The sequence below is a fragment of the Microbacterium sp. LMI1-1-1.1 genome (genome assembly GCF_040815675.1).
In the GTDB taxonomy this organism is placed as follows: Bacteria; Actinomycetota; Actinomycetes; order Actinomycetales; family Microbacteriaceae; genus Microbacterium.
In genome coordinates, this window is the sequence record NZ_JBFPNN010000007.1 from 248,066 (window position 1) to 262,301 (window position 14,236).

The 14,236-nt window shown below is 66.2% G+C and carries 14 protein-coding genes; 3 read left to right on the plus strand and 11 right to left on the minus strand.

Annotation, left to right across the window (positions count from 1 at the left end; genetic code table 11):
• Nucleotides 1–31: 31 nt before the first annotated feature.
• From dapA to MRBLMI1_RS07170, 6 genes are all read right to left on the minus strand, one after another.
• The gene (gene dapA / locus MRBLMI1_RS07145) at nt 32–928 is read right to left on the minus strand and encodes a 4-hydroxy-tetrahydrodipicolinate synthase (protein ID WP_367728871.1); all 897 of its coding nucleotides are present in this window, start codon (nt 926–928) and stop codon (nt 32–34) included.
• Between the two features lie 57 nt (nt 929–985).
• Nucleotides 986–1,333 carry a hypothetical protein gene (locus MRBLMI1_RS07150; RefSeq protein WP_367728872.1) on the minus strand — a complete coding sequence of 116 codons (348 nt, stop codon included), beginning with the start codon at nt 1,331–1,333 and terminating at the stop codon, nt 986–988.
• Between the two features lie 28 nt (nt 1,334–1,361).
• Nucleotides 1,362–2,711: an SLC13 family permease gene (locus MRBLMI1_RS07155; protein ID WP_367728874.1), complete on the minus strand. Its 1,350-nt coding sequence runs from the start codon at nt 2,709–2,711 to the stop codon at nt 1,362–1,364.
• Nucleotides 2,708–3,946: a sialidase family protein gene (locus MRBLMI1_RS07160; RefSeq protein ID WP_367728876.1), complete on the minus strand. Its 1,239-nt coding sequence runs from the start codon at nt 3,944–3,946 to the stop codon at nt 2,708–2,710. Before MRBLMI1_RS07160 ends, MRBLMI1_RS07155 begins: the two co-directional genes overlap by 4 nt.
• Nucleotides 3,947–4,235: 289 nt before the next feature.
• On the minus strand, nt 4,236–5,000 hold the full coding sequence (locus MRBLMI1_RS07165; protein WP_367728877.1) for a DeoR/GlpR family DNA-binding transcription regulator: 765 nt from the start codon (nt 4,998–5,000) through the stop codon (nt 4,236–4,238).
• 190 nt (nt 5,001–5,190) lie between these two features.
• Nucleotides 5,191–5,685, minus strand: a complete 495-nt coding sequence (locus tag MRBLMI1_RS07170; protein WP_367728879.1) for a pyridoxamine 5'-phosphate oxidase family protein — start codon at nt 5,683–5,685, stop codon at nt 5,191–5,193.
• Between the two features lie 200 nt (nt 5,686–5,885).
• Between MRBLMI1_RS07170 and MRBLMI1_RS07175 the strand changes: the two genes are divergently transcribed.
• From MRBLMI1_RS07175 to MRBLMI1_RS07185, 3 genes are all read left to right on the plus strand, one after another.
• The gene (locus MRBLMI1_RS07175; protein ID WP_367728881.1) at nt 5,886–6,371 is read left to right on the plus strand and encodes a DUF4916 domain-containing protein; all 486 of its coding nucleotides are present in this window, start codon (nt 5,886–5,888) and stop codon (nt 6,369–6,371) included.
• Nucleotides 6,372–6,463: 92 nt separating this feature from the next.
• Nucleotides 6,464–7,645, plus strand: a complete 1,182-nt coding sequence (locus MRBLMI1_RS07180; protein ID WP_367728884.1) for an acyltransferase family protein — start codon at nt 6,464–6,466, stop codon at nt 7,643–7,645.
• A 9-nt stretch (nt 7,646–7,654) separates the two neighbouring features.
• The gene (locus MRBLMI1_RS07185; protein WP_367728887.1) at nt 7,655–9,133 is read left to right on the plus strand and encodes a hypothetical protein; all 1,479 of its coding nucleotides are present in this window, start codon (nt 7,655–7,657) and stop codon (nt 9,131–9,133) included.
• Nucleotides 9,134–9,983: 850 nt separating this feature from the next.
• Here MRBLMI1_RS07185 and MRBLMI1_RS07190 read toward each other — a convergent pair.
• From MRBLMI1_RS07190 to MRBLMI1_RS07210, 5 genes are all read right to left on the minus strand, one after another.
• A complete protein-coding gene (locus MRBLMI1_RS07190; RefSeq protein ID WP_367728891.1) occupies nt 9,984–10,124 on the minus strand; it encodes a hypothetical protein in 141 nt (46 codons plus the stop codon).
• 221 nt (nt 10,125–10,345) lie between these two features.
• Nucleotides 10,346–10,642, minus strand: a complete 297-nt coding sequence (locus tag MRBLMI1_RS07195; protein WP_367730819.1) for a Dabb family protein — start codon at nt 10,640–10,642, stop codon at nt 10,346–10,348.
• The gene (locus MRBLMI1_RS07200; RefSeq protein WP_367728893.1) at nt 10,642–11,625 is read right to left on the minus strand and encodes a GDP-L-fucose synthase family protein; all 984 of its coding nucleotides are present in this window, start codon (nt 11,623–11,625) and stop codon (nt 10,642–10,644) included. The genes MRBLMI1_RS07195 and MRBLMI1_RS07200 overlap by 1 nt, the downstream gene beginning before the upstream one ends.
• Nucleotides 11,622–12,671: a GDP-mannose 4,6-dehydratase gene (gene gmd / locus MRBLMI1_RS07205; protein ID WP_367728895.1), complete on the minus strand. Its 1,050-nt coding sequence runs from the start codon at nt 12,669–12,671 to the stop codon at nt 11,622–11,624. The genes MRBLMI1_RS07200 and gmd overlap by 4 nt, the downstream gene beginning before the upstream one ends.
• A gap of 14 nt (nt 12,672–12,685) precedes the next feature.
• Entirely contained in the window at nt 12,686–13,966 is a 1,281-nt protein-coding gene (locus tag MRBLMI1_RS07210) for a glycosyltransferase family 4 protein (RefSeq protein ID WP_367728899.1), read from the minus strand.
• Nucleotides 13,967–14,236 lie beyond the last annotated feature (270 nt).

A 14,236-nucleotide genomic window follows, 5' to 3' on the forward strand; every position in this document is an offset into this window, starting at 1 on the left:
AGTGCGGGGCCCGCTACTGCGGGGGGTGGGCTCAGCCCATTCCGGCTGCCTGGTCGGCGCGCACGGTCGCCGCGATCTTGGCGAGCGCGTCCTCGCTCAGGAGGTTGAACGGCGCGCGGCAGGGTCCGACGTTCTCGCCGGCGGCGTTCGTGGCCGCCTTGACGATCGTGTTCGGGTTGCCGAGCACGAAGAGGTTGCGCAGCGCGCGGATGGAGGCCTGCGCCGCGCGGGCGCCCTCGAGGTCGCCGGCCGCCCAGCGTCGGGAGATCTCGACCATGGTCCGCGGGTAGACGTTCGCGACGGCGGTGATGCCGCCCGCGCCGCCCGCCTGCAGCGTCGGCAGGATGAGGGAGTCGGTCCCCGCGAGGACCGCGAAGGTCTCGGCATCCGTCAGCTCGATGTACTGCAGGATGGCGTCGAAGTTGCCGGAGGAGTCCTTCACGCCCGCGATGTTGTCGATCTCGGCCAGGCGGGCGACGGTCGCGGGGGAGATGTTGTTCCCCGTGCGCGCGGGGATGTTGTAGAGCAGGACCGGCACGTCGACCGACGCGGCGACGGAGGCGAAGTGCTGGTAGAGCTCCTCCTGCGACGCGGCGGCGAAGTACGGCGCGATGACGGACAGGACGTCCGCCCCCGCGGCCTGCATGCGCTCGGCGATGCGCACCGTCTCCGCGGTGCCGATCGCGCCGGCGCCGCCGTACACGGGGACACGGCCCCCGGCGGCATCCACGACGGCCTCGAGGACGGCGATCCGCTCGTCCGCCGTCTGCTGGAAAAACTCGCCGTTCGTGCCGAGGCAGAAGACGCCGTCCGCGCCCGCCTGGACAGCACGGTCGGCGTGCACGTGCATCTGGTCGAGGTTGAGGGACTCGTCGTCGTGGAACGGGGTGACGAGCGCGTGGATGCTGCCGCTGATGGTGGTGGTCACGAGAGTGCTCCTTCGTGGCGGGGAGGGCCGGGGGTGGTGTCTGTCGAGGGGGATCCGTTATTTCTGCATGACATGGATGGCGAAGCCACCGAACTCCCCGGCGAGGTAGATGTTCTGCAGGCGTCCGTCGTCGAAGTACGCGGCCGTCTCGGCGTTGAAGCCGAAGCCCTTGCCGGTCAGCTCCTCGACGGCGGAGGGCAGGTCCGCGGTCGCCATGCCGATGTGGCCGTGCGTCCCGAGGTACTGCGAGCGCACGCACTCGAAGAAGGTGCCCGCGAATTCGGACTTCTTCCCGTGCCGCGGATCGAGGTTGAACATCAGGCACAGCAGGTCGGCCAGCTCCTGGGCGTCCGTGGCGTCGGCGTTGTTGATGCCCACGTGGGCGAGCTCGAAGGTGTTCGTCATGTCGGTCTCCGTTCGGATGCCAGGGGCGTCACATCGGGAAGAGGACGAGGGCGCCGGCGGTCAGGGCGAGCAGGCGCACGAAGTACATCGGGATCGTGAACTTCCAGAACTGCACGAGCGAGTACTTGCCGACGCCCATGACCATCGCGGGCAGACCGTCGATCGGGAGGAAGTGTCCGTTCCAGCCCGAGATGACGATGGCGATGGCCGCGGCCGTCGGGTCGAGTCCGAGGCCGACGCAGGTCGCGATCGCCAGCGGGGCGAAGACGTACACCGTTCCGATGGTCGACCCGGTGAGGGTCGCGAGGACGCTGGTCAGGACGCAGAAGACGAAGACCAGGAGGAAGGGGCTGACGTTCCCGCCGAGCATGCCCGCGACAGTCTCGCCGACGAGCTGCGTCAGTCCCGTCGCGCCGAGCGCCTCGGCGATGCCGATGACGCCGGCCGACATGAGGATGATGGGCTGGCTGATGGCATCCCGGATCTCGGCGAAGTTCAGCACCCGCGTGAGCAGCAGGATGACGACGGAAAGGCCCGTGATGGCGTACCCGCCGTCGCCGATGTAGCTGTACGAGATCATGCCCGCGATCGCGACGACGAAGCTGACGTAGGTGGCCAGCTGCTGCTGCCGGGTCAGTGCCGGCGCGATCACCGTGGCCGTGGCGGTCGCGGTGGCCGCGGCATCCGCGATCCCCCCGCTCCGCGGTGCCGGTCGGCCCCCGCCCGTGGTCTCATCCGCGGCGCGTTCCTCGTCGGTGATGGGGTGGTCGGGCAGCATGCGGTACGCGACGAGGCACCAGATGAGGAAGCCGAGGCTGAGGACGAGGTTGACGAGCGAGAACCGCACGAGGTCGACGCGCTCGTTGACCCCCGCCGCCTCGAGGACGGCGACGACGATGCCGTACTGCAGCGCGACGTTGAAGGGCAGCATCGGGTGGTTCGCGGCGAAGCCGGCCGGCATGAGGACCTTCGACGGCGGCAGCTTCTTGTTGTAGGCGAGCGTCGAGAGCAGGCCGATGACGAGGACGTAGTACGCCGTCGAGCCGGTGCCGAAGATGCTGCACCCGACCATGACGAAGACGATGATGAGGACGTAGGCGCGGAAGCCGCCCTTCGTCGCGAGGCCCGAGATCGTCCGTTTGAAGCCCGAGACGAGATCGGTCTTCTGCAGGGCCGCGATGACCGCCATGAACGAGGCGAGCATCACGATCGTCGCGTTCGCGAACCCGCTGAACGCGACGTTGATCGGCACGACGTTGAACACCACCATCAGCAGGCAGGCGATCAGCGGCGGGACGCCGAACGGGAGTCGGTCGATCATGATCAGGATGATCATGAAGACGGTGATCGCGAGTGCGACCATCATGGGAACGGTCATGACCGCTGCTCCTTCGCAGAGAGGTCGGGCCCGGCGGACGTCGGCTGCGACGCCACGATCTCCGCCAGAGCATCAGCACCCAGGTGCACGTGCTTGATGGTCTTGCGGTGCCAGGTGTAGGCGATGTGCAGGCCTCCGTGGCCGTCGGCGATCACGGAGGGGTAGGACAGTTCGCGGTTGAGGCTCTCGCGGCTGTTGTTGGAGAGGCAGTACCCGTCGCCGTTCTCGATGTCGTAGGCGAGCGGCCAGCTGCGCCCGTCGTCGGTCGAGAGCGCGAGGGTCATGGGTGCGCGCGGGGCGCCCCAGAACGCGCTGGGTCCGTCCTGGTCGAGGGCGGGCTCGGCGATCCGCGGACCGTCGTCGTCGGCGAGGCCGTCGTCGTCGATCTCGTCGTACAGCGAGACGCGGCGGCTGGTCGCGTCGTCCTTGCTCGCGTAGTTCATCACCATCGCGACCCGGCCGTCGCCGTAGGCCCGCGCCTGGATGGACGAGTTGTTGTTGGGCAGGTCGATCGGATGACAGGGCTCCCACGTCATCCCGCCGTCCGTCGACAGCGACTCGTAGACGTGGTCCGCCCAGCGGGAGCGGAAGCACGCCCACAGCGTGCCGTCCTGGCGCGGGACGATATTCATGTGGACGCACCCGCCGGACGCGGGCACGGCGACCTCGGACCAGGTCTCGCCCTGGTCGTCCGAGTACCAGATCGAGGCGGTGTCGTCGTTGCCGACCCACTTCTCGCCGGGCACGGTGCGGCAGTTGAAGACGGGCAGCAGGATCCGTCCGCTGTCGAGCACGACCGGCGACTGTCGGACGAACACGCCGACCGGTGCGTCGGCGCCGAGCAGCGCGGTCGGCTCGTCCCAGGTCTCGCCACCGTCCCGGGAGATCCGTCGGCGGACCTCGGAGGTGTCCTGGTTGCCGGCGATCTGCGCGGTGTAGACCAGCCAGAGGGCGCCGTCGGGAGCCGTGAACAGGATCGGGTTCTGCTCGGAGCGCTGCGCGTCGAAGCTCAGCTGCACGGGGTCGACCCAGCGGTCCGTCCCGGCCGGCAGGCGGGACAGGTAGATGGAGATGTCCGACACGCCCTCCTGCGTGCCGCCGAACCACACGCACGCGAGGTCCCCGCCCGGAAGGAAGGCGAGGTTGGCCGCGTGGCACTGCACCGTCGGGGTGGGCAGCAAGGCCTCGGCACCTCCGTCGGGGCGGCTTCGCAACAGCCCGTCGAATGCACTCATGCGGGGGTCCTCCAGTCGTCGATGACGGTGGGCGCCAATGGGGGGCGGCGCAGTTCTTCGGTGAACGTTCTTCACGGCCTCGGTCGACTCGGGATGCCGCTCGGCAGGCGTCGTCGCGCGTGTATGAGGTGTCGTCATCCTGACAGATATGCACGAAGTGCGCAACAATTCTGCGTATTACGTGCACCGCGATGGGAGTGAACGCTGCGTACGGCCCATGGGTGCGCGCTGAGAACGCACGACGAGTGTCTCGGCGCGCAGAACGCGCAGGAGTCGCGCAGAGGTACGGTCAGTCCGCGAGCAGGATGTCGACGCCGCGTCGACGGAAGGGCTCGAGCTGTTCGTCGGAGGCCTCGGCATCCGTCACCAGGGTCCACGGCGCCTCCAGCCGGACCCACGCATTGAACGGCGCGGCACCGAGCTTGGCGGCGTGCGCGACGACGTACACGCGCGCACCGGTGCGCGACATGAGCTCCTTCAAGCGGGTCTGCGTGGCCGTCGCTTCGCAGAGGCCTCGGTCGGCGCTCACCGCGTCGGCGCCGAGGAACACGGCGTCGAAGTACCAGCGCTCCAGGGAGGCCTCCGCCATCGGGCCGACGAAGCTCTGCGACGTCTGCCGGTACCAGCCGCCGAGCAGGGACAGCTCGACGCCGTCCGCGTCCTGGAACTCACGGAAGGGCGTCATCCCATTGGTGACGACCGTCAGGGGGCGCGTCGCCCCCAGGTGGGCGGCGACGCGGGCGGTCGTGGTGCCGGCGTCGAGGAGGATCGTCTCGCCCGGCGTGACCTGCGCGGCCGCCGTCCGCCCGATGGCATCCTTCGCCCGGTACGCATCGACCGAGCGCTCGCGCAGGCTCATCTCGCGATGGTGCGATCCGACCGCGATGACACCGCCGTAGGTGCGCGCCAGGCGGTTGGACTGCTCGAGCGCCGAGAGGTCGCGTCGGATCGTGGATGCCGTGACGTCGAACGCGCGGGAGAGCTCCTCGACGCTGGCGAGCCCGTTGCTCATCGCCATCCGAACGATCTCTTCCCGCCGCTCTGACGCCTTCATCCGGGCTCTCTCCTCCTGATGCCGCGCCGTCGGGGCGCCACATCGCCCCACGCTACCAACCGCGGCTCCGGCGGCCGGGGGAGCGGGCGCCCCCTCCGGTTCCGTCCCGGCGGGGCGGGCGTCGGCCGTGGCCTTGCCTGGACACGGAAACGCCCCCGGCGAAGCCTGCGCTCGCCGGGGGCGTCGAACCTCAGAGCTGGACGGTCTTGTTCTCGGAGGGGAACTCGTCGGGGTCGTTCTTGTTGACGGCGCGGACCATTCCGAGCAGCTGCTTGACCTTGCTGCTGGAGGCGTCCCAGTACTCCGCCGTCTCGCCGTTCACTTTGAGCAGGACGAGTCCGGGGGTGTCGAGCCCGTCCGGGAACCACGCCTCGAGCGGCTTCGACCACAGCTCCTCCGCCTTGGCCCGGTCGCGGACCACCTCGGCAGTTCCGCTGATGGACGTCCACTCGCTCTTCTTCTCGTTGGCGAGGGCCACGTTCACCTGGGGGGAGGACTGGATCTGGCGGACCTTGTCGGAGTCCGCGTACGAGAAGAACCAGAGGTCGCCGTCGAACTCGACCTCTTGGACGGCCATGGGCCGGCTCACATGCCGGCCGTCCTCGGTCATGGTGGTCAGCATGGCCGTGTGGGCCCGGTCGATCAGCTTGATGACGGTCTCGTGTGCGTCGGTGTCCGCAGACATGAGTGCTCCCTTCGAGCGGTGGTCCGTGTGGGCCCACTCTTCTCGTCGCCGGGGTGCACGTCTGCCGGTTGACAGGGCGCGAGGAATCGCGTCTCAGGATGCCTCCGGAGAAATCGCCCAGGCGCTGACCAGTGTTTGGCTGTGTGCATTGCATCGCCTTACCGGACGTGGGAATCGCGGGATGCTGCCAGGCTGTGACCGTGCGCTTTCTCCCGGCTGATCTCTATCAGCAGATCGAGCAGTCCATTCCCCTCGCGTGCGTCGACTTCGTTCCTGTCCGGAAGGGGAGTCGGGGGAGGGAATACGGATTGATCCAGCGCGACTCGCCGTTCGGCGTGGTGTGGTGTCACCTCGGCGGCCGGATCAGCCGCGGTGAGAGCGTTCGGGAGGCGCTCCTCCGCCACGCTGGCGACACCCTCGCCGTCGGTCTCGACCTGTCAGCAGACCCGCAGCCCGACTACGTTTATCAGTGGTTCCCGCCGTCAAATCGCCCCGCCGACGCCGCTGACCTCGTATTCGGGGACGATCCCCGCAAACATGCGATCGGCCTGTCGTTCGTTGTCCGGGCGCTCGGCGACCCCCAACCACGGAACGAGGCGCACGCATTCCAGTGGTTCGCGGTCGGCGACCGGCCGGAGGGGCTTTGGCCGGGGTGCGCGGCTTTACTGGACCACCTCGGTGTGTGACCGTCTGGCAATCACGCAGACATCTGCGCACGAAGGATGCAGTCCAGGCCGGGAGTCTGTGCCTGTAACACGGTGGCCCTATCCTGAGCGCTGTGACGAACAGCTCCCTCAACGTGATGCGCGCCGTCGCGGCACTCATGGTCGTCGTCGTGCACGTCCGCGGATTCTTGCTGATTCCCCTCGCAGAGACGAACGGTGGCGTCATCAACAACGTGATGTACGTCGCGACGAGCCTCGGCAACGGTGCCGTGATGGTGTTCTTCGTGCTCAGCGGGTACTTTGTCGGCGGCAGCGTAATCCGGCAGCGCATGCGAGGTAGCTTCCGCTGGAGCGAATACCTCATTGCGCGCGGCACACGGCTTTGGGTCGTCCTAATCCCGGCGCTGTTCTTGACATTCGCTCTCGACATGCTCGGCCGCGTTCTTTACCCCGGTAGCCCGTCATACGACGCTGCGAGCCGCGCCTTGGTGCAGGGCGACCCGTTCACCTTTCTCGGCAACGCGCTGTTCCTTCAGGCGTGGGTCGTGGAGCCGTTCGGGTCGAACGGGCCACTATGGTCGCTCGCGTTCGAGTGGACCTACTACCTGCTGTTCCCGCTACTCGTCATCGGAATCTTCCGTCGTAACGCATCGTGGAAGGGGCGCACGGCGGCCGCCATCCTCGGCGTTCTCGTCGGCGTCCTTGCCGGACCGGTCGCTTTGATTCTTTTTGGAGCGTGGCTGCTCGGTGCGCTCGTCGCCTGGCAGTCCCCGCGGCTTTCCGCGGTGATAGCTAGCGTCTCCTCGCCGTTGCTCCAAGTCGCCCGGGTCGGCGCCGTTCTGGTCACGCTTCTTGCGATGGTGCTCGATCGCGCTCAAGGCGGCGGGTCCGGATACGTGGCCGTCGGCACTATCCTCTGCGCGATCTGTGCAGCCGCGTTGGTCGTGCTGTTCATCAACGACGTGCATCCCCAGACGCGACCGGCGCGCGCCGCGCTGGGCTTCGTCGACCGAAACCTGGCCGAGTCGAGCTACAGCCTGTACGCGTACCACATGCCGGTGCTCCTGCTCATCGCCACGGCAATCACGTCGACTGGACCGACGAACAGGTTCGAGCCGAACCTGCTGGGATGGTCGCTTGTGATCGGAATCACCCTCGCACTGGCGCTCGGCGGGTGGTGCTTCGCACAGCTCACCGAGCACCACTACCACTCGATCCGGGGCCGCCTGCTGGCCCCACTTCGCGCCCAGCGGCCTGCATCCGCCTCGGCAAATGCCGATCATCAGGCCGCCTAGGATCAACCCGTGGGACGACAGAACTTGAGCACGACCGCAGCGACGCGCAGACGGCCACTGCTCGCCACGTTCTTCGCTCTCGGCGGCATTGGTATCCCCGTGCTGTCGTTCCTCGTAAGCGGTCCAATCGTCGCCGACCCTGCGCTAGTCGCGATCCCTTTGCTGATCCTGATCATCTCCACCGGGCGGCTCACCGCCATCTTCTTCAGCGGCGAGACTCCGGTGCTCGCAGCAACCATGTGGATGTTCATCTACATCACAGTCGGCGTGGTGCCGCTCGCACAGTTCCACCTCAACACCTTCCCGTTCCTCGTCGGAAAGGAGTACCTCCTCGGCGCGAGCGTGCTGCTTCTCCTCACCGCGATCGGTTATGAGATTGGGCGCTTCCTCAACGACAGCCGCGGCGCCCGTGTCGCGCCCACCCACCACCGCGTTGTCTCAATCGGTCGCCTCAAGTTGGTGAGCGTCTTCGCCATTGCCGCATCCCTCTACTATGCGCAAACAGTTGGCGGGATCTCCGTTCTGTGGGCCAGCCGTCGCGAACTGCGCGAGTCGATCGATGCCGCCGGCCTGAGCTCCGCGGACTCCCAGGTCGGCTCGGCAATCGTCATGACGGCGGGTACGGTGCCCGTGTTCATCGCAATGACGCTGTGGCTCGTGCACCTGATCCGTAACCGCAGCCGCGGCATCGGCGGATGGGCAGGGCTGCTCGTTCTCGTCGCAGTCAACCTCGTCGTCAACAACCCGGCGACCAGCGCGCGCTACTGGGCCATCACCATCCTCGTCGCCCTTGTCTTCACGCTCCCCAAGTTGTCCCCCAATAGGTTCGCGTTCACCATCATCGGCGGCATCATCGGCGCGATCGTCGTCTTCCCCTACCTGGACTACTTCCGAGAGGCATCGGAACGCCGCGGCGCTCTGCAGATCACGAGCATCGCCGACAAGATCGCGACGAAAGACTTCGATCAGTACGTCATGACCGCGAACGGCATGTGGTGGGTTGACGAGCGTGGACACACACTCGGGTGGCAGATCCTCGGCGCGATCTTCTTCTGGGTTCCCCGTAGCGTCTGGCCAGAGAAAGCCCGGGACACCGGCGTCGAGATCGGCCTTGCCATGAACACCGGCAACATCAATCTCAGCTCGCCGCTGCCGCTTGAAATGTGGATCGACTTCGGATGGGTCGGTGTCATTGCAGGCTTCATCGTCATTGGTTACCTGAGCCGGAAGTACGACTGGCAGTTCAGCCTGTCCCGCGACCCCAACCGCCGGGAGATGTACGTCATCGACATCCTCGTGCCCCTAGTCGCCGGCTACACGTTCATCCTGATGCGCGGCCCGCTCCTCCAGTCGATGTCCCGGCTAGCGGTGATGATCGCGGTCTGCGTGTTCGTCATGGGCGCGAAGCGGAGCATCGACGAGGCGGCAGACAAAATCGCCGCCGCCCCCGCTCAACGGCGGGGACGACCGCGATACGTCTCTCGATGACCGCCCCTACGGGCTCAGCGTTCCGACACAGATTGAACAAGTTCAGGAACGTTGGCTGAGCAGACTGCGCCCACGAGTCGGACGCGGGCGTGCCACCGAAGGTCATGCTCGCCCGGATGCGGGTGCACCCCGCTGCGACAACCGCCTCCATGTAGCCCACGCTGTCGGCCACCGCGCCGGCGCTGCACACGTTCACGATCGAGATGGCCGTCGATTCGATGCGGAACTCGAGAAGCAGCTCGGCGATGGCACCCGACTGATCCTCCTGGGCGTTGACCCGCATGGGGGCGGCAAAGCGACCGTGTCTCCCACCGCGAAGGTGCTGGCGGCTGCAACGAACTCCTGGCGGATGAGCGCGGAGCGAGCCAGCCCGGCCGCCTTCGTGAATCGGAACCAGTTCCCTGGCACGGCGGCGTCCTCTACCTGAGACTCCGCGGCGGAACCCGGAAAGCCGACCGTCGTCCAGTTGGGAGGTGCCGTGTTTCCGTAGACGCCCGCGTCGAAGAACCGCGCGTTTGCGGGGGCGAGTGACGGGTCCGCGCCCTTTAAGGCGGAGAGGTAGACGCCGTTCGTCGGGAAGTGGTCGAGGAAGCGGGCGTCGGGCGAGCGCCTTGCCGAGCAGGAAGTGTCCTAGTCGATTGAGTGCACGCCGTCCCCGGGGCCGTACCAGGCGGTCGGCGCGAGGCCGGTGGCCGGGTCGACGAGAGCGTAGCGCGAGTCGACGAGCGGGAGATTGCGGGCACCGGCGATGTAGCGGACCTAGAGGTTCCATCGCTGCAGAAGCGTGTTCACCGCGGTGGAGTCGTTGCGGGGCGGCAGCGTCCACAGCACCAGCTTGATCCCTGCTACCTCAAGCTTGGTCGAGCAGCGCGGCCCGTGACGTAGCCTCGTCGAAGGTGGCGGAGCCGACGTCGTTCGTCCCGCCGCAGATGGCCACCGCCCCCGGGAGGGGCGACATGGCGAGCACCTGGACAAGATGAGTGTCTCGCATCTGCGTGAGGGTGAAGCCGCCCGTCCCGAAGTAGTCGCGTCACATCAGACGCCCCTCTGACAGTGTGCACATGATGCGGTGCCACGCCCGCCCGGTGTTGGCCTGGAACGCTCCGATGGGGTCAGCGAGGAAGGCGATCCCCGTCGGCGGCACCGAAGATCGGCGGATCGGGCCGCCGGCGGCGGTGACGAGGGGCGGCATCTGTGCACCAATCGTGCAAATTAGTTGCCGACCGCGTGCTCTTGCCAGTCGCCGACCAGCCAGTCTGCAATCTCGGTCATCTTGAACGCCGCGATTTCATGCTCCGAGCGGGCACGCCACGCGACGAATGATGCCTGGTCAAGAAATGTTCCGTCCTCGACGATCACCCGTCCTTTCCGTTCATCCAGCGACAGTGCGACGGTCCACCCCGTAACCCCGGGCAGCGTGCCCAGCCGACGCAGCATGGCCATTGCATCAGACACTTCAGGGTCCGTGACTTCGTCACGGACCCTGAAGAGCACAACGTGTCGAAACATCACTCACGGATGGTGCCCACGTGGTCGCGGTACCAAGCGACCGTGCGCTCCATGCCCTCTTCGAGCGAGATCTTCGCGGTCCAGCCCGCGTCAGCGAGCTTGGAGACGTCGAGGAGCTTTTGCGGGGTTCCGTCCGGCTTCGAAGTATCCCAGTCAGTCTCGCCCGTGAACCCGGTGACCGAGGCGATCGTCTCCGCGATCTCTCGAATGGTGACGTCGCTGCCGGTACCGACATTGACTTGGTCAGGCCCGTCGTAGTGCTCCAACAGGTGGAGGCACGCATCGGCCATGTCGTCGGCGTGCAAAAACTCGCGGCGCGGTGTCCCCGTGCCCCAGTTGGTCACGCTCGACGCGCCCGACTTGGCCGCCTCGTCGTACCGACGGATAAGAGCCGGCAGCACGTGAGACCCCTTTGGTGAGAAGTTGTCGTTCGGCCCGTAGAGATTTGTCGGCATCGCGCTGATCCAAGGCAGGCCGTACTGGCGGCGGACCGCTTGGGTCTGAAGGATGCCGGCGATTTTCGCGATGGCATACGCGTCGTTCGTCGGCTCGAGATGCCCGGTCAGGAGCGAGTCCTCGCGGATGGGCTGCTCGGCGAACTTGGGGTAGATGCAGGATGAGCCGAGGAACAGCACCCGCTCCACGTCGTTCGCCAATGCCGCGTCCAGCACGTTGACTTGGATGCGCATGTTGTCGCTGAGGAAGTCGACGGGATAGGTGCTGTTGGCGAGGATGCCACCCACCTTCGCCGCTGCGAGAACGACGTACCTCGGCTTGACCTTGCCCATGTACTCGAAGACCGCATCGCGATTTTTGAGGTCGAGCTCGGATGACGGCTTGCCCACGATGTTGGAGAAGCCGGACGCTTCCAGCTTGCGCCAGATTGCCGATCCGACGAGCCCGCGGTGGCCGGCCACGTAGAAGGGCGCGTCGCGGTCCAGCCCTCCCGGTGTGAAGTCGACGCCGTCCACAGCCGTCGTCACGCGCGCGCTCCGAGCAGCTCTGCGTTGCTCCACGTGGGGAGGTTGACTGTGTCGATCCACTCAGGACCGTTCTCGAGGGCCCTGATGTCGGCGTCGACCATCAGTTTGGCGAGCTCCTTTCCGTCGATCGACGGAACCCAGCCGAGCTTGTCCGCTGCCTTCGTCGGGTCTCCGATCAGGGCGTCCACCTCGGTCGGTCGCAGGTAACGCTCATCGAACTTCACGAACTCCTGCCACTCGAGACCCACGTGACCAAACGAGGCTTCCAGGAAGTCGCGAATGGTGTAGCCCACGCCGGTCGCGAGGACGAAGTCCTCGGGGGTGTCAGCCTGCAGGATGCGCCACATGCCTTCGACGTACTCTGCGGCATAACCCCAGTCGCGGATCGAGTCGAGGTTGCCGAGGTAGATGTCCTTTTGCAGCCCGGCCTTGATGCGTGCCACGGCGCGAGTGATCTTCCGGGTCACGAAAGTTTCACCGCGGCGGGGCGACTCGTGGTTGAAGAGGATGCCGTTGACGGCGAACATGTCGTACGCCTCGCGGTAGTTCTTTGTGATCCAGTAGCTGTACAGCTTGGCGGCGGCGTACGGCGACCGCGGGTAGAACGGCGTCTCTTCGTTCTGCGGCGGGGGAGTCGCGCCATAGAGCTCCGAGGTGGAGGCCTGGTAATACTTCGTCTGGATGCCGGAAAGTCGAACGGCTTCAAGCAGACGGATTGTCCCGGTGCCGGTTGTGTCCGCGGTGTGCTCCGGCTCGTCGAAGGAGACGCGCACGTGCGACTGCGCAGCGAGGTTGTAGACCTCGTCGGGGTTGATCTCTGACATGAGGGTCACGAGGCGCGCGCCGTCCGACAGGTCGCCGTAGTGCAGGAACAGCTTGGCGTTCGGGTCGTGCGGGTCGACGTAGAGATGGTCGATCCGGTGGGTGTTGAAGGTCGAAGCGCGGCGGATAACACCGTGCACCTCGTAGCCCTTCGCGAGAAGCAGCTCAGCGAGATAAGACCCGTCCTGACCCGTGATTCCGGTGATGAGTGCGCGCTTGGTCAACTGATGGCCCCTGTTCAGCGATTGCTACGTGTCGTAGGCGAGGAAGTTTGCCGCTTCGATTTGGCACCATCGATGAGCAGCGAGAGAAGCGTAGCGAACCGATCGATCGCGAATGTTTCGTCCAGGACGGTCTCTCGGTACTTCTTGCCGTTCGCGCCGAGTGCTTCGGCTCGTTCCGGCTCCTTGCCCAGGGAGAGGGCCGCCGCAAGAAGCTGTTCTGGGCGCCCGGCCTCGACCACGACCCCTCCCTCTGCGGCCCGTATTTCGTCGGCCGTGATACCCCGGATGTCGGTGGCTGCCAGGACAGGGCGACCGGTCGAAAAGTAGGAAGTGAGTTTGCTGGGGACAGCCATCTCGGAGACGCCTACCTTCTCGTTGACAAGTAGGACGTCTGCGGCCGCCATCGCTTCCGCGAACTCATCGTCTGGAAGGGGGGCGATGAACTCGACGGTAGGAATGGAGCGGCTCGCTTCGAGCAAACGGTCGCGCTCGGCACCGTTGCCCAGCAGGACGAATCTGATGTTCTCCCCGGCATCCGCTGCGAGCTGGGCAGCATCTAGGACGTTGTCGAGCCCCTGCTTGACGCCCATATTGCCTGCGTGGAGGACCACGGTCTCAGTTCCCCATCCTCTGCGTTCCCGGGCAACTGCTCTGTCGATCGGTCCGGCCTTCGGAAGGTGAGTCCAGTTTCGGATGACCTCCACGCGGCTTGGGTCGACGCCGAAGTCCTCGACGACGCGCGTCTTGAAACGGTCATGTATCACCACAACCTTCGTCGCACGGCGGAGGAGCCAACGCTCAGTCGCGCGGATCACGACGCCGGCGCGGCCCACGTCCTGACCCGTCTCGGCGAGGCCAAGCCAGTACAGGTCCTGCACCCAAACGACGAAAGGAACCGGTTTGAGGAACAGTAGGTGCTTAGCGGCGGCCATCGCGGACGAGAACAATGCCGGGGAGACGGCGATGACGGCGCTAGGACGCCCCCAACGTGAGGCGAGCAAACGACCACCGAAGCTCAGCTCAGATAGTAGGCGCCGGAGTCCGCTGGGCTTGCGCGGGACGTAGTGCAACGCGCGGGTAACTCGTACCCCGTCCAGAAGTTCGTTCCGCGACCATTGCCCGTAACCTGTGGCAACACGCCAGTCCGGATAATGAGGATGCGTCGTGACCACCCGTGTCCGATACCCGCGTTCGGCCAGGCCACGAGCGACAGCCCCCGTGTAGGGGGAGATCCCCGTCGGTTCGGGAGGGTAGTTGACTCCAAGTAGGGTGACTGCGGGGGCGAGGCGCGACATGGCTTGACCATAGCTGAGCCTCGACCAATTCCTATCTCGGAGGTGCCCTTGTCTGAGATTCCTGTTATCAACCTCTCCCAAGCTCCGGGCGAGCGCGCGGCGTGGGATCGGCCCGTCTGGCAGGTCTATCTGTGGGCAATCTGCGAACTTCTGTTCGTCACGAACCCCTGGCAGATCAGCTCAGGCATCCGTGTACGGGTCCTCCGAGCATTTGGCGCTCGCATCGGCGCTGACGTTGTCTTTCGCCCCAGGACCCGTGTCAAATTCCCC